Annotated in this window: 18 protein-coding genes; 10 read left to right on the top strand and 8 right to left on the bottom strand. The window is 75.2% G+C overall.

Annotation, left to right across the window (positions count from 1 at the left end):
- Positions 1-29: 29 nt before the first annotated feature.
- Positions 30-593, top strand: coding sequence for a TetR/AcrR family transcriptional regulator (locus tag E4A51_RS08200; protein WP_062104188.1), 564 nt, complete (start codon positions 30-32; stop codon positions 591-593).
- A 76-nt stretch (positions 594-669) separates the two neighbouring features.
- Complete coding sequence (locus tag E4A51_RS08195) at positions 670-1,044, top strand: ATP-binding protein (RefSeq protein ID WP_070319415.1); 375 nt, start codon at positions 670-672, stop codon at positions 1,042-1,044.
- Between the two features lie 31 nt (positions 1,045-1,075).
- Here E4A51_RS08195 and E4A51_RS08190 read toward each other — a convergent pair whose 3' ends face one another.
- Together E4A51_RS08190 and E4A51_RS08185 are read right to left on the bottom strand one after the other, a co-directional pair.
- Positions 1,076-1,426, bottom strand: coding sequence for an STAS domain-containing protein (locus E4A51_RS08190; RefSeq protein WP_070319416.1), 351 nt, complete (start codon positions 1,424-1,426; stop codon positions 1,076-1,078).
- Between the two features lie 41 nt (positions 1,427-1,467).
- On the bottom strand, positions 1,468-3,573 hold the full coding sequence (locus tag E4A51_RS08185; protein ID WP_167748855.1) for a SpoIIE family protein phosphatase: 2,106 nt from the start codon (positions 3,571-3,573) through the stop codon (positions 1,468-1,470).
- 193 nt (positions 3,574-3,766) lie between these two features.
- On the opposite strand from E4A51_RS08185, the gene E4A51_RS08180 reads away from it, so the two are divergent.
- Positions 3,767-6,175, top strand: coding sequence for an excinuclease ABC subunit UvrA (locus E4A51_RS08180; protein ID WP_134851407.1), 2,409 nt, complete (start codon positions 3,767-3,769; stop codon positions 6,173-6,175).
- A 6-nt stretch (positions 6,176-6,181) separates the two neighbouring features.
- Here the strand turns inward: E4A51_RS08180 and E4A51_RS08175 are convergent, their stop codons facing one another.
- Positions 6,182-6,655: a GNAT family N-acetyltransferase gene (locus tag E4A51_RS08175; protein WP_134851406.1), complete on the bottom strand. Its 474-nt coding sequence runs from the start codon at positions 6,653-6,655 to the stop codon at positions 6,182-6,184.
- 62 nt (positions 6,656-6,717) lie between these two features.
- Positions 6,718-7,092, bottom strand: coding sequence for a helix-turn-helix transcriptional regulator (locus tag E4A51_RS08170; protein WP_070319419.1), 375 nt, complete (start codon positions 7,090-7,092; stop codon positions 6,718-6,720).
- 105 nt (positions 7,093-7,197) lie between these two features.
- Here E4A51_RS08170 and arsM point away from each other — a divergent pair, with 105 nt between their 5' ends.
- Entirely contained in the window at positions 7,198-7,959 is a 762-nt protein-coding gene (gene arsM / locus E4A51_RS08165) for an arsenite methyltransferase (protein WP_206119990.1), read from the top strand.
- A 39-nt stretch (positions 7,960-7,998) separates the two neighbouring features.
- Here arsM and E4A51_RS08160 read toward each other — a convergent pair whose 3' ends face one another.
- The 4 genes from E4A51_RS08160 to E4A51_RS08145 all read right to left on the bottom strand — a co-directional run bounded on the left by E4A51_RS08160 (position 7,999) and on the right by E4A51_RS08145 (position 10,572).
- Complete coding sequence (locus E4A51_RS08160) at positions 7,999-8,751, bottom strand: ABC transporter permease (RefSeq protein WP_134851404.1); 753 nt, start codon at positions 8,749-8,751, stop codon at positions 7,999-8,001.
- Entirely contained in the window at positions 8,748-9,473 is a 726-nt protein-coding gene (locus E4A51_RS08155) for an ABC transporter ATP-binding protein (protein ID WP_070319422.1), read from the bottom strand. The genes E4A51_RS08160 and E4A51_RS08155 overlap by 4 nt, the downstream gene beginning before the upstream one ends.
- On the bottom strand, positions 9,470-10,015 hold the full coding sequence (locus tag E4A51_RS08150; RefSeq protein ID WP_134851403.1) for a TetR/AcrR family transcriptional regulator: 546 nt from the start codon (positions 10,013-10,015) through the stop codon (positions 9,470-9,472). The genes E4A51_RS08155 and E4A51_RS08150 overlap by 4 nt, the downstream gene beginning before the upstream one ends.
- 122 nt (positions 10,016-10,137) lie before the next feature.
- The gene (locus E4A51_RS08145) at positions 10,138-10,572 is read right to left on the bottom strand and encodes an arsenate reductase ArsC (RefSeq protein WP_134851402.1); all 435 of its coding nucleotides are present in this window, start codon (positions 10,570-10,572) and stop codon (positions 10,138-10,140) included.
- 405 nt (positions 10,573-10,977) lie between these two features.
- On the opposite strand from E4A51_RS08145, the gene mbhE reads away from it, so the two are divergent.
- Genes mbhE through E4A51_RS08115 form a run of 6 tightly spaced genes read left to right on the top strand, consistent with a single transcriptional unit; the run spans position 10,978 to position 16,618 of the window.
- Positions 10,978-13,791, top strand: a complete 2,814-nt coding sequence (mbhE, locus tag E4A51_RS08140) for a hydrogen gas-evolving membrane-bound hydrogenase subunit E (protein WP_134851401.1) — start codon at positions 10,978-10,980, stop codon at positions 13,789-13,791.
- Positions 13,788-14,114, top strand: coding sequence for a sodium:proton antiporter (locus E4A51_RS08135; protein ID WP_134851400.1), 327 nt, complete (start codon positions 13,788-13,790; stop codon positions 14,112-14,114). Before mbhE ends, E4A51_RS08135 begins: the two co-directional genes overlap by 4 nt.
- Positions 14,111-15,661 (top strand): monovalent cation/H+ antiporter subunit D family protein, encoded by a 1,551-nt coding sequence (locus tag E4A51_RS08130; protein ID WP_070319427.1) that lies wholly within the window; start codon positions 14,111-14,113, stop codon positions 15,659-15,661. The genes E4A51_RS08135 and E4A51_RS08130 overlap by 4 nt, the downstream gene beginning before the upstream one ends.
- Positions 15,658-16,020: a Na+/H+ antiporter subunit E gene (locus E4A51_RS08125; protein WP_134851399.1), complete on the top strand. Its 363-nt coding sequence runs from the start codon at positions 15,658-15,660 to the stop codon at positions 16,018-16,020. Before E4A51_RS08130 ends, E4A51_RS08125 begins: the two co-directional genes overlap by 4 nt.
- Positions 16,017-16,274, top strand: a complete 258-nt coding sequence (locus tag E4A51_RS08120) for a monovalent cation/H+ antiporter complex subunit F (protein WP_062100983.1) — start codon at positions 16,017-16,019, stop codon at positions 16,272-16,274. Before E4A51_RS08125 ends, E4A51_RS08120 begins: the two co-directional genes overlap by 4 nt.
- Positions 16,271-16,618, top strand: coding sequence for a monovalent cation/H(+) antiporter subunit G (locus E4A51_RS08115; RefSeq protein ID WP_070319429.1), 348 nt, complete (start codon positions 16,271-16,273; stop codon positions 16,616-16,618). The genes E4A51_RS08120 and E4A51_RS08115 overlap by 4 nt, the downstream gene beginning before the upstream one ends.
- The last annotated feature ends 11 nt before the right edge of the window (positions 16,619-16,629 follow it).

The following is a 16,629-nucleotide window of genomic DNA, read 5'->3' as shown; positions in this document are numbered from 1 at the left end:
CGACGGACCGACGGAGACGAGGAGGCACCGTGGCACGCCGACCCACCCGGCAGGCGATCCTGGACGCGGCGATCACCGTGGCGGCCCGCCGCGGCATCACCGGCGCGTCGATGGACGAGGTCGCGGAGGAGGCGCAGGTCGCCAAGGGCAGCCTCTACTACAACTTCGACTCCAAGGACGCGCTGTTCTCCGAGGTGCTGCGCACCGGGTTCACGCGGCTCGTCGACACGGTGTCCGCGGCGCGGACCGGCCTCACCGGCCGGGCCGCGCTGCGGTCCGTGGCCGTCGCGACCATGACCCTGCTGCAGACCAACCCCGAGCTCGCCAAGCTCATGGCCGCCGAGCTGTTCCGCACCGACCGCACGTGGGGCGACGCGCTCGCACCGATCCGGTCGGACGTCGCGGTGCACTTCCGCGACGTGCTGCGCGAGGTCCGCGCCGAGCAGGGTGCCGACCCCGCGACGGTCACCGGGATCTCGGGGGCCGCGCTGCTGGGCGCGCTCGCCGTCGCGAGCCTCGACTGGTTGCTCTTCCACCCCGACCTGGACGTGCAGGTGGCGGTCGACGAGGTGCTGGTCACCGTCGGGGCGTGAGCGTCCGCGCGGCGCTCGCCGCACCGGATCGCGGTCGCGGGACGCGCGCGCGGGGCAGGTCTGGTGCAATGGGTCGGTGCTGCTGCGGATCGAGTCCCGGCGCGGGTCGATCCCGAAGGCCCGTCACTGGGTCAACGAGCGGACCCGCGACCTCGGGATGTCGCCCGGCACCGTCGCGACCGTCGAGCTGCTGACGAGCGAGCTGGTGACCAACGCGGTGCGGCACGGGTCGGCCGAGGCGATCACGGTGCGGGTCGAGTCGACGCGCACGACGTGCACGGTCGCGGTGACGGACGCGGGCGACGCGCTGCCCGTGGTCCGGTCGAGCGGGCCGCACGTGCCGGGCGGGCACGGCATGCGTCTGGTCGAGCGGCTCGCGGCGCGCTGGGGCGTGCGCCCCGAGCGCGGCGGCGGCAAGACCGTGTGGTTCACGGTGCCGCTCGAGGGCTGACGCGCGACGGCGACGCCCGCGAGGCGGCCGGTCAGACCAGCTCGACCAGCGAGTCCAGGCCCGTGAGCGTGAGCACGTCGCTCACCTGACCGCTCGCGCCGCGCACCCGCACGCGGTCGGGCGCCGCCGCGGCGGCGAGCGACGCGACCAGGCCGATGAAGCCCGAGTCGATGTACTCGGCGCCCGCGACGTCGACCGTGCGGACGCCCTCGGCGGCGAGCCGCCGGCCCGTCTCGGTGCGGGGAGCGCCGACGTGCTCGGCGAGGCCCTCGACCACGAACACGTCGATCTCGCCCGTCGCGACGAGCGTCGTCGGGTCGGCGTCGTCGACGAGCAGCTGGCCGCCCGGGGAGTCGTCCAGGGTCTCGTCGTGCGCAGTCACGGCCTCAGTATGCCGGGCGTGCGCGCCGCCGCACGGCGAGATCAGGCGCGGCGGCCCGGCACGAGCTCGGGGCCCGCCTCGGGCGGGCGCGGGCGGTCCTGCGGGAACGCGCGGACCGCGAGCAGCGCGACGTCGTCGCCGCTCGACGCCGCGAGCGTCGCGACGAGCCGGTCGCAGAACTCGTCGAGCGGCAGGTCCGCCAGCTCCTCGGCCAGCGCGCGCAGCCGCTCGAGCCCCACCTCGAGGCGCTCGGTGCGCCGCTCGACCAGACCGTCGGTGTACAGCAGCACGGTCGACCCGGGCGCGAGCGCCACGGTGTGGTCGTGGCGGGCGTTGTGCGGACGCAGGCCCAGCAGCACGTCGTTGCGCCGACGCAGCAGCTCGGCCCGGCCGTCGGGGTGCAGCAGCAGCGGCGGCAGGTGACCCGCGTTCGACCAGCGCAGCGTGCGCACGCCGCGCTCCGCCTGCTCGGGGGTCTGCTCGACGCGCGCGACGACCGCGGTGCTCATGGTCGTGATCCCCAGGTCGTGCATCGCCCAGTCGAGCGCCGCGAGCACGCCCGCCGGCGGCCGCGCGATGGCGTGCGCACCGCCGCGCAGCACGTTGCGGGTCTGCGCCATCGACACCGCGGCGTGCAGGTCGTGCCCTGTGACGTCGCCGATGACGAGGCACGTGCTGCCGTCGCGCACGAGGAACGCGTCGTACCAGTCGCCGCCGATCTGCGAGCCCGTGGTCGCCGGCACGTAGCGCGCCACGAGCTGCAGGTGGTCGGGCTGCGGCAGCGCGGTGAGCAGGCTGCGCTGCAGCTCCTCGGCGAGGTCGCGGCGCACGGCCTGCAGGTGCGCGTTGTCGAGCGCGAGCCCGATCTGCGCCGTGACGTCGCGCAGCGTCGTGACGTCGGCGTCGACGAACTCGCCGCGCTCGGCGCACCGCGCGAGCGTGATGACCCCGCGCGTGTGGCCGCGCCCGCGCAGCGGCAGCACGACGAGCGTCTGCGGGGCGAGCCGCCGCAGCAGGTCCTGCGCCTGGCCCGGGCGGACGATCACCTCGGGGGCGGGGGAGCCCACGCGCAGCACGGGGCGCGACGTCGCGAGCACCTCGGCGATCACGGACGTGCCGGTCAGCGCGGGCACGCGCAGCGCGCGGTAGGCGTCCAGCACCGGCTGCAGGTCGGGGTCGGCGTGCAGCGCGGCGACGTCGTGCAGGCGCGTGCGCCACGACCCGCCGCCCTCGTCCAGCAGGCTCGCGATCGCGAAGTCCGCGAGGCCGGGCACGAGGTGCGGCAGCACGGCCTCGAGGGCCCGCACGGGGTCGGCCGCCTCGGCGAGCTCGGCCGCGACCGCAGCGAGCAGGTCGGAGCGCGCGCGGCCCTCCTCGGCGAGCGCGAGCGCGCGCCGCCGCTCGGTGATCTCGGTGAAGTACGCCGCGACGCCGCCGCGCTCGGCCACCGCGCGGACCTCGTACCAGCCGTCGAGCGGCGCCGGGTAGTAGGCGTCGAACGTGCGGGGCTCGCCCGTGCGCGCGACGGACCGGTAGGCGTCCTCGAAGTCGCTGCCGACGGCCGCGGGGAACAGCTCCCACACGTCGCCGCCCAGCAGCGTGTCGCGCGTCGTGCCGAGGATGAGCTCGGCCTCGGCGTTGACGTACCCGAAGCGCCAGTCCGCGTCGAGCCAGTAGTACCCGACCGACATCTGCTCGAGGATCTCGGTGACCCGCAGCTCGCCCTCGCGCAGGGCCGTCGTGTCGGTCGCGACGCCCACCACGTGCGTCGCCGCGCCGTCGGGGCCGGCCAGCGCGCGGCCGCGCGCCGTGAGCCAGCGGGTCGTGCCGTCGGGACGCCGCACGCGGAACTCGGCCTCGTAGACGCCGCACGTCGCGATCGCGCGGTCGAGCGCCGCGGTCACCGGCGGCAGGTCGTCGGGGTGCAGGCGTGCGTCGAACGCCTCGATGGTGCCGCCGAACGTGCGCTCGTCGTACCCGAAGACCTCGAGCAGCGTGGCGTCCCACACCAGGCGGCCGGTCGTGAGGTCCCACTCGAACGTGCCGAGGCCCGCAGCCCGCGCCGCGGAGTCGAGCAGGGCGAGCCGTGCCGCGTGCGCGTCGACGGGGCCGTCCGCCCCGCCAGCGCCCTGCGCCGATCCCCGCACGTGCTCTCCCCGCCGCCGACGCATGCCCTCGGTGGAGCGTGCCACGCCCGGGGCGCCGCGTCGACACGACGCGGACCTCGCGCGGGAGCGGCCGCGCACGGCACGATCGGTCCGGGGCCCGGTGTCGGTGCTCGGCCCTACGCTGAGCCGCCCGCCCGTCCTGCTCGCGCCCGCGCACGCCCCCGGAGGACCGATGAGCACGCCGTCCGCAGCCCCCGCCTCCGCCTCCAGCACTGAGCCCGCGGTGCCCGCGCGCGCCGACAGCCACGACGTCATCCGCGTGCACGGCGCGCGCGAGAACAACCTGCAGGACGTGAGCGTCGAGCTGCCCAAGCGACGGCTCACGGTGTTCACGGGCGTCTCGGGCTCGGGCAAGAGCTCGCTCGTGTTCGGCACGGTCGCCGCCGAGTCGCAGCGCCTCATCAACGAGACGTACAGCGCGTTCGTGCAGGGGTTCATGCCGACGCTCGCGCGGCCCGACGTCGACCTGCTCGACGGCCTGACCACCGCGATCATCGTCGACCAGGAGCGCATCGGCGCGAACCCGCGGTCGACGCTCGGCACGGTGACCGACGTGCACGCGATGCTGCGCATCCTGTTCAGCCGGCTCGGGCAGCCGCACGTCGGGTCGGCGCAGGCGTTCTCGTTCAACACCCCGACGGTGCGCGCGAGCGGCGCGATCGCGGTCGAACGCGGCGCGAAGCGCGCCGAGAAGGTGTCGTTCGAGCAGATCGGCGGCATGTGCCCGCGGTGCGAGGGCATGGGGTCGGTCACGGACTTCGACCTCACGGCGCTCTACGACGACAGCAAGTCGCTCGAGGAGGGCGCGCTGACCGTCCCCGGCTACACGATGGACGGCTGGTACGGGCGGATCTTCCGCGGCGCGGGGTTCTTCCCGGCCGACAGGCCGATCCGGGACTTCACCGCCACGCAGCTGCACGCGTTGCTGCACCACGAGCCCGTGCGCATCAAGGTCGACGGCATCAACGTCACCTACGAGGGCCTCATCCCCAAGATCCAGAAGTCGTTCCTGGCCAAGGACGTCGACGCGATGCAGCCGCACGTGCGCGCGTTCGTCGAGCGGGCCGTCACGTTCACGACCTGCCCCGACTGCGACGGCACGCGCCTCAACGAGGGCGCGCGGTCCTCGCGGATCGCGGGCAGGAACATCGCGGACGTGTGCGCGATGCAGATCACCGACCTCGCGCAATGGGTGCGCGGCCTCGACGAGCCCGGCGTCGCGCCGCTGCTCACGGCGCTGCGGGACGCGCTCGACGCGTTCGTCGAGATCGGCCTGGGGTACCTGTCGCTCGACCGGCCCTCGGGCACGCTGTCGGGCGGCGAGGCCCAGCGCACCAAGATGGTGCGGCACCTGGGCTCGGCGCTCACCGACGTCACGTACGTGTTCGACGAGCCCACGGTCGGGCTGCACCCGCACGACGTCGCCCGCATGAACGACCTGCTGCTGCGCCTGCGGGACAAGGGCAACACCGTGCTCGTCGTCGAGCACAAGCCCGAGGCGATCGCGATCGCCGACCACGTCGTCGACCTCGGCCCCGGTGCCGGCACGGCGGGCGGGCGCGTCGTCTACGAGGGCACGGTCGAGGGGCTGCGCACGGCGGACACGCTCACCGGCCGGCACCTGGGCTACCGCGCGACGCTCAAGCCCGAGGTGCGCACGCCCACGGGTGCGCTCGAGATCCGCGGCGCGTCGACGCACAACCTGCGGGACGTCGACGTCGACGTGCCCACGGGTGTGCTCGTGGTCGTCACCGGGGTCGCCGGGTCGGGCAAGAGCTCGCTCATCCACGGTGCGCTCGCGAAGCGCGAGGGCGTCGTCACGATCGACCAGACCGCGATCCGCGGCTCGCGGCGCTCCAACCCGGCGACGTACACGGGTCTGCTCGAGCCCGTGCGCAAGGCGTTCGCCAAGGCCAACGGCGTCAAGCCCGCGCTGTTCAGCGCGAACTCCGAGGGCGCGTGCCCGGTGTGCAACGGCGCGGGTGTCATCTACACCGACCTCGCGATGATGGCGGGCGTCGCGACCACGTGCGAGGTGTGCGAGGGGCGCCGCTTCCAGGCGTCGGTGCTGGAGTACCGCCTCGGCGGCCGCGACGTCGCCGAGGTGCTCGCGATGCCCGCGGCGGACGCGGCCACGTACTTCGCCGAGGGCGAGTCACGGGTACCGGCGGCCCTCGCGATCGCGCAGCGGCTGGTCGACGTGGGCCTCGGGTACGTGACGCTCGGGCAGCCGCTCACGACGCTCTCGGGCGGCGAGCGGCAGCGCCTGCGCCTCGCGACGCACCTCGGCGAGAAGGGCGGCGTCTACGTGCTCGACGAGCCCACGACGGGCCTGCACCTGGCGGACGTCGCGAACCTGCTGGGGCTGCTCGACCGGCTGGTCGACGCGGGCCGCTCGGTCATCGTGATAGAGCACCACCAGGCCGTCATGGCGCACGCCGACTGGATCGTCGACCTCGGGCCGGGTGCGGGGCACGACGGCGGGCGCGTCGTGTTCGAGGGCACGCCCGCCGACCTCGTCGCGGCACGCTCGACCCTCACGGGGCAGCACCTCGCGGAGTACGTGGGGGCGCCGGCCTGACGGCCGTCAGAGCCGCTTCTCGAGCAGCACGACGTCGAGCCAGCGGCCCGCGTGCGGGCCGTGCGTCATGAGCCCGAGGCGTTCGCGCGTGCCGACCGTGCGGAAGCCCGCGGCGGCGTGCAGCGCGAGGCTCGCGGTGTTCTGCGGGAACACGCCCGCCTGCACGGTCCACAGGCCGCCGTCTCGCGCCGAGTCGAGCAGCCGGTCGAGCAGCAGCCGCCCGACGCCCCGACCGCGTGCGGCGGGGGCGACGTACACCGAGTGCTCGACGACGCCCGCGTAGACGCACCGCCCGGAGACCGGGGAGACCGCGACCCAGCCCAGGACGTCGTCGCCGTCGAGCGCGACGTACCGGTGGTCGGCCAGGTGCCCGGCGTCGAACTCCTGCCACGTCGGGGGCTGCGCCTGGAACGTCGCGACGCCCGTGGCGATGCCGGCCGCGTACGCGTCCAGGACCCCCGGCGCGTGCTCCTCCCGCATCGCGGCCACGGTGACGCCGGCCGAGGTTGGCCCCGTCGTGCGCGCACCGGTGGTCCCCGCGGTCACGCGTCGGGCCCGTCCAGCAGGTGCGCGCCGAGGTGCGCGGTGAGCGCGCGGACGGCGTCGGGCACGAGCGTGTAGTACGCCCAGACGCCGCGCTTCTCGCGCGTGACGAACCCGGCCTCCGCGAGCACCTTGAGGTGGTGCGACACCGTGGGCTGAGTGAGCCCGACGGGCTCGGTGAGGTCGCACACGCAGGCCTCGCCGCCGTCGTGCGCGGCGATGATCGACAGCAGCCGCAGCCGTGCCGGGTCCGCGAGCGCCTTGAGCGTGCGGGCGGTGCGCTCGGCGTCGGCGGCGTCCATGGTCGGGCCGGGCGCGGGGCTGCAGCACGCGTCGGCGGCGGTCGCCGTCACCGGGATCAGGTCGAGGGGCACGTCGTCATCATGGCGCGGGGATCGACGGATGTCGATGTTGACAGCGTGGCGCGGGCGGGCCACGCTCTGGGGCATCGACCGATATCGATACGAGGAGCGTGGCCGGTGGACGACATCCGGGAGCAGGTCAGGGCGCGGTACGCGGTGGCGGCGCTGCAGGGCGGTGGCGACGCAGGCTGCTGCGGCGGCGACGCGGTCGGGGGCTGCGGCCCGGCGGGCGTGGTGGTCGACGAGCGGTTCGGGTCGGCGCTCTACGACGCGCAGGACGCCGTCGCGGTTCCGCCGGAGGCGCTCGCGGCGTCGCTCGGCTGCGGCAACCCGCTCGCGGTCGCCGAGCTGCGCGCGGGCGAGCGCGTGCTCGACCTCGGGTCGGGCGGCGGCATCGACGTGCTGCTGTCGGCGCGGCGCGTGGGTCCCACGGGCTTCGCGTACGGCGTCGACATGACCGACGAGATGCTCGACCTCGCGCGCGCCAACGCCGTGCGCGCCGGCGCGGCCAACGTCGAGTTCCTGCGCGGCACCATCGAGGACCTGCCGCTGCCCGACGGCGCGGTCGACGTCGTCATCTCCAACTGCGTCGTCAACCTCTCGCCCGACAAGCCCGCCGTCCTCGCCGAGGCGTTCCGCGTGCTCGTGCCGGGCGGCCGGCTCGGCATCTCCGACGTCGTCGCGGAGGACCACGTCACGCCCGAGCAGCGCGCCGAGCGCGGCTCGTACGTCGGCTGCATCGCCGGTGCGCTCTCGCGCGGCGAGTACCTCGCGGGCCTGGCCGCTGCGGGGTTCGTCGACGCCGAGGTGCGGTTCACGCACCGCGTCGCCGACGGGATGCACGGGGCGATCGTGCGGGCGCGCAAGCCCGTCGGGTGATCCTGCCGTGCCCGCGGGTGCGTGCAGGGCGCGAGGTGGTCAGCGCCGGCAGGTGAGGCGCGACCACGTCCACCACGCCGCCGCCGCCGCGGCGGCGCCCACGGCGACGGCGAGCGCGAGCTGCGGTGTCGTCACGGCGGTGCCGCCGCTCGCGGCCCACAGCGCCGGCGCCGCGAGCGGCATCCAGCCCCCGGCGCCGGCGAGCGCGCCGACCTGCGCGACCACGACGAGGCCGACGGTGCACCCGACCCCGGCGAGCAGCGAGCGTGCCGCGGTCGCGGCGAGCGCCACGGGCGTCGTCATCGCCCCGGTCAGCAGGACGAGCACGCACAGCCTCGCCAGGCCTGCCCACACCGCGCGGTCCGGCGCGCCGTAGCCGAGCGCGAGGCCGAGCGCGAGCAGCCCCGACGTCAGGGCGACGCCCACCAGCGCGACCCAGCATGCGTAGACCGCCAGCTTCGCGAGCGCGATGCGCCCGCGCGTCACGGGGAGCGCGAACAGGCCCACGATCGTGCCGTCCGTGAACTCGCGCGCGAACAGCCACGCCAGCACGGTGCCGCAGCCGAGCATGCCGGCGGCCGCCGTGACCTGGCCGGCGCCCGACAGCAGCCCCGTCCAGTCGAGCGCCGCCGCGGGGCCCGCCTTCGCGATCATCGCCGGGTCGCCGCCGGCCACGGCCGCGGTGATCCCGCCGAGCACGGCGATCGTCCCGCCGACGAGCGCCACCGTGGCGATCAGGCCGACGGGTGAGCGCCGGAGCTTGGTGGCCTCGGCGCGCAGCGCGGCGTTCACCGTGCCGCCGTCCCGACGCCCGCGCGACGGTCGTCGTCGTGGATGCGGTCGAAGAAGGCGCGCTCGACGTCGGGGCCGTCGGTGGCGAGCTCGCCGATGAGCCGGCCGCGGTTCATCAGCAGCGTGCGCCCCGCCGTCCGCGCGACCTCGTCGAGGTGGTGGCTGCTCACCAGGACGGCCGCACCGTCGGCGGCGCGGCGCGTGAGGTGCTCGCGCAGCAGGATCACCGAGGCCGGGTCGAGCGCGTTGCTCGGCTCGTCGAGCACGACGAGGTCGGGTCGGTGCTGCAGGGCCGCGGCCAGCCCGACGCGCTGCCGCGTGCCGAGCGACAGCCGTCGGAAGCGGCGGTCGGCGACCGGCCGGAGCTGCCACTGGTCGAGCGCCTCGTCGACGCAGCCCGGGTCGGCGTGGTGGAGCAGCGCCGCGAGGTGCAGGTTCTCCCGCGTCGTCAGCTCGGGGTAGGCCAGCGGGACCTCCACGAGGGCGCCCACGCGTGCCCACGACCTCGCGGGGGCGGTGGCGAGCGGTGCGCCCAGCACGTGCACGGTCCCGCGGGCCGGGCGCAGCATCCCGAGCGCGAGGCGCATGAGGGTGCTCTTGCCCGCTCCGTTCAGTCCGACGAGCGCCACGATCTCGCCCGCGGCGACGGACATCGTGACGTCGTGGACGCCGTCACCGTGCCCGAACCCGAGGCTCACCCGGTCGAGCCGGAGCGACGTCATCGCCCTGCCATCGCGTCGAGCGCGTGGCCGACGGCCGTGTCGAGCGGCTCCGTGCCGGAGCGCGCCCACTCGAGCAGCGCGGCGCCGAGGCCGGCGACGACCGCCGCGGACACGACCTGGGCCTGAGCCGGGGTGGCACCGCGTGCGTGGAGCGCGTCGGCCAGCGCGGCGATGGTGGGTGCCCCGCTCGTCTGCAGCGCGCCGTGCAGCGACGGCGTCGTGGCCACCAGCCGCAGTCGCGTGCGCAGCGCGTCGGTCAGCTCCGGGTCGAGCGTGCGCCAGGCCGCGCGGACGCCCTCGACGGTCGCCCGGAGCGGTGTCTCGGACGCCGGACGGTGGCGGACGGCGTCGGCGATCAGGGGGTCGAACGGGTCGTCGAGCAGCAGCGAGCCCTTGGTCGGGAAGTGGCGGAACAGCGTGACCTCGCTGACCCCCGCGGCGGCGGCGACCTGCGCCGTGCTCGTCGCGTCGTAGCCGTGGTGCTGGAAGAGGTGCAGTGCTGCGCGTTGCAGCGTCTCGTGCGTGCGGTTCCACCGGCTCACGGCGACAAATGTAAGTCACTTACATCAACGGGTCAACGCGGTCGCCACGGTGGCCGGACGGGCGTGGGGCAGACGTGCGGGCAGGGCCGCGACGCGCGCAGCCGGCGTCGGGGCGCTCGGTGTCAGGCGCCCACCGGCTCCACGCCGAGCTCCGCGAGCAGCGCCCGGACCCGCGCGCGGATCTCGTCACGGATCGGCCGGACCGCCGCGATGCCCTGACCGGCGGGGTCCTCCAGCGTCCAGTCCTCGTAGCGCTTGCCCGGGTAGAACGGGCACGCGTCGCCGCAGCCCATCGTGACCACGACGTCCGAGGCCTGCACCGCCTCGGGCGTGAGGACCTTGGGCTGCTCGGCGCGGATGTCGATCCCGACCTCGAGCATCGCGTCGACCGCGATGGGGTTGATCTGCTCGGCCGGCATCGACCCGGCGGAGCGGACCTCCACGGCACCGCCGGACAGGTGCCGTAGCCAGCCCGCGGCCATCTGCGAGCGGCCCGCGTTGTGCACGCAGACGAACAGGACCCTCGGGCGGGCGGCGTCGGCAGGGGTCTCGGCCATCGGTCGTTCTCCCTCGGGTCGTTCGGTGGTGGCGGTCGGACGCGTGCGTGCGCGCTCCGACGTCGCCACGGGTCGCTGGGCTTCGACTCCCGTCGATATTGATGGATGTCGAAGTAACCGTCAACGTACCGGGCGCGTGTGCCGGTGGAAGCAGGACGACCTCACGGGGTGCCGGTCCCGGACGTCTGCCCGGTCCCGCTTGCCGGCTCGGTGCTCGGCCCAAAGGGGCCACCTCCCCGGCCGCGCGCACCGGCCCGACGTCACGTACCGTGGACGGCGGTGTGCCGGGAAGTCTGGTCGGCGAGTCCCGTCGTCGACCCGCCCGGAGCCTGCCGTGAACCCTGACCTCCCTGCCGCCATGCCTGCGGCCGCCCTCCACGAGCCGTTCCTGCACCGCACGACGCCGTGAGCCTCGTGGCCCTCGTGGCCGGCGCCTGGGCGCTGGTCGCGGTCACCCCTGCCCTCGCCCGACTGATCGGCCCGCGCGCCGGGTGGGTCGTCGCCGCCGGGCTCACCGCGCTCGCGGTCGCGCTCGTGCATCTCCGCACGTCCGCGGGTGACGTCACCGAGTCCGTCGCGTGGATCCCCGCGGTCGACGTCGCGCTGCGCCTGCGGCTCGACGGCCTCGGGTTCCTGTTCGCAATGCTCGTGCTGCTCGTCGGGGCCGTCGTCATGGTCTACAGCACCGGGTACGTGCGGTCGCCGCGGCCCGTGGGCTTCTTCGTGCTCATGACCGCGTTCGCGGCCGCGATGCTCACGCTCGTGCTCGCCGACGACCTCGTCGTGCTGTTCGTCGCCTGGGAGCTCACGACGCTGTGCTCCTACCTGCTGATCCTCGTGTCCGGGCCCACCGCCGGGCCGCCCGCGACGCGCACGCTGCTCGTCACGGCCCTCGGTGGGCTCGCGCTGCTCGGCGCCGTCGCGCTCGTCGTCGTCCGCACCGGCACCACCGAGCTGACCGCCGCGCTCGCGTCCCCCGTGTGGGGCGACGACCCGGCCTTCGCCGGTGCGGTCGCCGTGCTCGTCGTGCTCGCGGCCATGACCAAGTCGGCGCAGCTGCCGTTCCACGCGTGGTTGCCCGACGCGATGGTCGCGCCCGCACCCGTCAGCGCGTACCTGCACGCGGCGGCCATGGTGAAGGCGGGCATCTACCTGCTGCTCGTGCTCGCGCCCGCGGCGTCGGCGTCGCCCCTGTGGTCGGGGACCCTCGTGGTGGTGGGCGTGACGACAGCGGTCATGGGCGCCGTCTTCGCGCTCCAGCGCACCGACCTCAAGGAGCTGCTCGCGTACTCGACCGTCAGCCAGCTCGGGCTGCTCGTGGCGGTGATCGGCGTCGGCACGCCGGGGGCGCTGCTCGCGGCCTGCGTGCACGTCGTCGCGCACGCGCTGTTCAAGTCGGCCGCGTTCATGACCGTCGGCGTGGTCGAGAAGCGCACGGGCACGCGCGACCTGCGCGAGCTGCACGGCCTCGCGCGCGCCATGCCGTGGACCGCCGCGATGCTCGTCCTCGCAGTCGTGAGCATGGCCGGCGTCGCGCCCGCGCTCGGGTTCGTCAGCAAGGAGCTCGTGCTCGACGCGTTCGTCACCGCCGACCCGGGCGCCGTGCTCGGCTGGGGGACCGTCGCGGTCGTCACCGTCGGCGCCGCGCTCACCGTGGCGTACAGCCTGCGGATGGTCGTCACGACCCTGCCCGGCCCCGCGCCCACGCCGCCCGCGCGCCCCGCCGACCCCGCGATGACGGCAGCGATCACGGTCACCGCGCTCGGCGGGCTCGCCGTCGGCCTCGTCCCGGGGACGCTCGACGCGCTCGTCGCGCCCGCGGCCGCGGTGGTCGGCGGCATCGACGTCGACCAGGTCCCGTACCTCACGCTCTGGCACGGCGTGACGCCCGCGCTGCTGCTGTCGGTCGCCGCGGTCCTCGGCGGCGTCGGGCTCACGCTCGTGCGCCGCCGCGTCGACGCGCTGCTGGTCGGGCGTCGGCTGTTCCCCGCCGACGGCACCGCCGTGGTGCAGCGCGTGGTCGACGGGATCATCGCCGGTGGTCGTCGCGTCGGCGACCTCACGCGGTCCGACGTCCCGGCGACGCACCTGGCCGTGCCGGTGCTCCTCGTCGGCGCGAGCACCCTGGGCCTGACCCGCCTGTGGTCCGGGCTGCCCGACGTCGGCCCCGTCACCGTGGGCGAGATCGCGCTGCTCGTCGGCGTCGCGGCCGGCGTCGTCGGCGTCGTGCGCGCGCGGCAGCGGCTGACGGCCGTCATCGCCACGGGCGTCGCCGGCTTCGGGGTCGTGCTGTGGTTCGTCGTGCTCGGCGCGTCCGACGTCGCGATGACCCAGCTGCTCGTCGAGATCCTCACGGTCGTCGTCATGGTGCTGGTGCTGCGCCGCATGTCCGGCACGTTCCGACCCGTGCGCGCGCGGCGTCAGGTCGTGACGGCCGTCGTCGCGCTCGCCGCGGGCGCCGCCGCCACGGTCGCGACGGTCACGCTCACCGGGCACCGGCCCCTGTCGGGTGCGGGGGAGTTCTACCTGCGCCGGGCCGAGGACCTCACGGGCGGCACCAACGTCGTCAACACGATCCTGGTCGACTTCCGCGCGCTGGACACGCTCGGCGAGCTCGTCGTGCTCGCCGTCGGAGCCGTCGCGATCACCGCGCTGCTCGACGCGCGTCGCGCGGTCGACCGGCGGTCGGTGCCGCTCGCCCGCACGCCGCTCGTGCCCGCCGGGCCCAACGCCGTCTTCCTCGGCGTGCTCGACCGGTACCTCGTCCCGCTCATGATCGTCGGGTCGGTGCTCCTGCTGCTGCGCGGGCACGACGCCCCCGGCGGCGGGTTCGTCGCCGCGCTGCTCGGTGCCGCTGCCCTCGTGCTCGCGTACCTGTCGGCCGCGACCGACGAGGTGCCGCGCGTCGAACGTCCGTACCTGTCGATCGCGGGCTGGGGCGTCGTCGTCGCGGTCGGCACGGGGCTGCTCGGGCTCGCCGAGGGCTCGTTCCTGCGCCCGCTGCACCTCGACGTGCTCGGCCTCAAGGTGACCACCGCGCTCGTCTTCGACGTCGGTGTGTACCTCGCGGTGCTCGGCGTGCTGCTGGCCGCGGTCGTCCGGCTCGGGCTGTCGCCCGCGTCCGACCGCCGCGCCGACGCCCGCCGGGCCCGCACGGCGCGAGACGCCGCCGCACCCGCCACCCGCACCCCGGCCGAGCAGAGCGGAGCCCCCCGATGATCCTCGCCCTGACCGTCGGGCTCCTTGTCGCGGGAGCCCTCTACCTGCTGCTGCAGCGCGACGCGCTGCGCGTCGTGCTCGGCTTCGTGCTGCTCGGCCACGGCGTCAACCTGCTGCTCTTCTCCGCCGGCGGCGTCGGACGCCGCGGCGAGCCGCTCGGGCAGGGGCCTGACCCCGCCGTGACGGCCGACCCCCTGCCGCAGGCGTTCGTGCTGACCGCGATCGTCATCGCGTTCGCCATCACCATCTACCTGCTCGTCCTGGCCGTCACGGGCACCGCGCGCGACGTGGCCGGGCCGGACGACGACGGGAGCCCGACGTGAGCGACCACCTCCTGCCCCTGCTGGTCGCCGTCCCGCTGCTCGGCGCGGGCGTCGTCCTGCTGCTGCGTGCCCGCCCGGCGTGGGTCGTGGCCACGACGCTCGCGCTCCTGGTCGCCGACGTGGCCGCGGGCGTCGCGCTCGTCGCGGCAACGCGCGGCGGCGACGTGCTGGCCCACCAGGTCGGCGGCTGGCCCGGCGGCATCGCGATCCCCGTGGTGGTCGACGCGTTCGCCGCGCTCATGCTCACCGTCGCGGGCGTGCTGACGCTCGCGTGCACCGCGTTCGCGGTCGCGTCCGGCACGGGTCGGCTGCCGCTGTTCGGCCCCCTGGTCCTGGTGCTGCTCGCGGGCGTCAACGGCGCGCTGGTCACGGGCGACCTGTTCAACCTGTTCGTGTTCGTCGAGGTCATGCTGCTGCCGTCGTACGGGCTGCTCGTGCTCGCACGGCGTCGCCGCGGCACCGAGCGGTCCGTCGTCGGGTCGCGGCTGTACGTCGCGTTCAACCTGTTCGTCTCGACCGTGTTCCTCGCGGGCGTCGCGCTCGTCTACGGCACGGCCGGCACCGTCAACCTCGCGGAGCTGGCCGGGGCCGCCGCGGAGTCATCGACCGTCGCGGCGGCCGCCGGGCTGTGCCTCGCGGCGCTGTCGATGAAGGCCGCGGTCGTCCCGGTGCACGGGTGGCTCGCACGCACCTACCCGACGACGTCCCCCGCGGTGACCGCCCTGTTCTCCGGCCTGCACACCAAGGTCGCGGTGTACGCGATCTACCGCGTCTACGCCGTCGTGTTCGACGGCGACCAGCGGTGGCTGTGGATCGGCCTCGTGCTGTTCACGGCGACCATGGTCGTCGGCGTCCTGGGCGCGGCCGGCGAGGGGCGCATGCGCGCGATCCTCGCGTTCCACATGGTCAGCCAGATCGGCTACATCCTGCTGGGCGTCGCGCTGTTCACGCACGCCGGCCTCACCGCCGGGATCTTCTACCTGCTGCACCACATGGTCGTGAAGGCGTCGCTGTTCCTGTCCGCCGGCGCGGTCGAGGAGCGGTACGGCACCGACGCGCTCGACGACCTCGCGGGCCGGGTGCGCCGCGAGCCCGTGCTCGCCGCGGCGTTCGGCGTCGCGGCGTTGTCCTTGGCCGGGCTGCCGCCGTTCTCCGGCTTCGTCGCCAAGCTCACGCTGATCCTGGCCGCGGTGCGGGCCGACCAGCTCGTCGTCGTCGCGCTCGCGCTCGTCGTCAGCCTCGTGACGCTGCTGTCGATGCTGAAGATCTGGGGCAAGGTCTTCGCCCCGACCCTCACCGGTGCCGTGGGCCGCGCCGACGACCCCGGCGGGCCGGCGACGGCCGACGGCGACGGGGGCGGAGGTGTCGCGACGCTGACCGCGACGAGCACGCGTCGTGCGCGCACCGCCCTGGCGGCGCCGGCCGTCGCGCTCGCCGGCGTCACGGTCGTGCTGGGCCTCGGTGCCCAAGGGCTGCTCGGCCTCACGGCGACCGCGGCCGACGGCCTGCTCGACACGTCCGGCTACGTCGAGGCGGTGCTGCCGTGATCCTCCGCGCCCTCACCCTCCCGGTCCGCGCCGTCGTGTTCCTGCTGTGGTTCGCCGGGCAGGTCGTCCTCTCGTCCGCGGCCGTCCTCGCCGACGTCCTGGTCTCCGGCCGGCGCAGCACGCCCCGCGTGGTCCGGCTCGACCTGGCCGACGCCGGCGACCACCACGTCACGGCGCTCGGCGTCCTCGTGACGCTCACCCCCGGCACGCTCGTGCTCGGCGTCGTCGAGCAGCCCGGCGGCACGCGCTCCGTGCTCGTGCACTCGATGTACCACCGCGACGAGACCACCGCCGTCGCCGACCTGCGCGACCTCGACGACCGGCTCGTGCGCGGCCTGACCCTGGGAGGACGACCGTGATCGTCATCGACATCGCCGTCGCGGGGCTCGCCGTGGCGTTCCTCGTGGCCGCGTGGCGCGTCGTCGCCGGCCCGACGCCCGCCGACCGCGTCGTCGCGGCCGACCTGCTGACGTTCAGCCTCATCGGGCTCGTCGCGCTCGTCGGCACGCGACTGGCCCGCGCGGGCACGTTCGACCTCGTGATCGTCGCGACCCTCGTGGCGTTCCTCGCGGCCGTCTCGCTGGCCCGTGCGCTGACGGGAGGCCATCGGTGAACGCCGCGGAGCTGGCCGGTCAGGTGCTGGTGCTGCTCGGCGCCGCGGTCTTCGTGGTCGCGGCGCTCGGCCTGCGCCGCTTCCGGGACCCCTACATGCGGATCTCGGCCGTCGCGACGGCTGGCGGCCTCGGCGTCGCGTGCGTCACCGTGGGGGCGGTCCTGCTCGACCCCTCGGTGGCGAGCGCGGCCAAGGTCGCGGTCGCGGTGGTGCTGCAGCTGCTGACCTCGGCGGTCGGCGGCATCGCGATCGCCCGCGCCGCGGTGGGGTCGGGCCACCGGTTCGCGCCGGGCACCGACACGCGCGCGCTCGACGCGCCCGACTCACCCGACGGGGAGGAGTGAGACGTGCTCAT

The sequence above is a fragment of the Cellulomonas sp. HD19AZ1 genome (genome assembly GCF_004535805.1).
GTDB classification, from domain to species: Bacteria; Actinomycetota; Actinomycetes; order Actinomycetales; family Cellulomonadaceae; genus Cellulomonas; species Cellulomonas iranensis.
The sequence above is the reverse complement of the archived record's forward strand: the minus strand, read 5'-3'. Positions and strand labels throughout refer to the sequence as shown.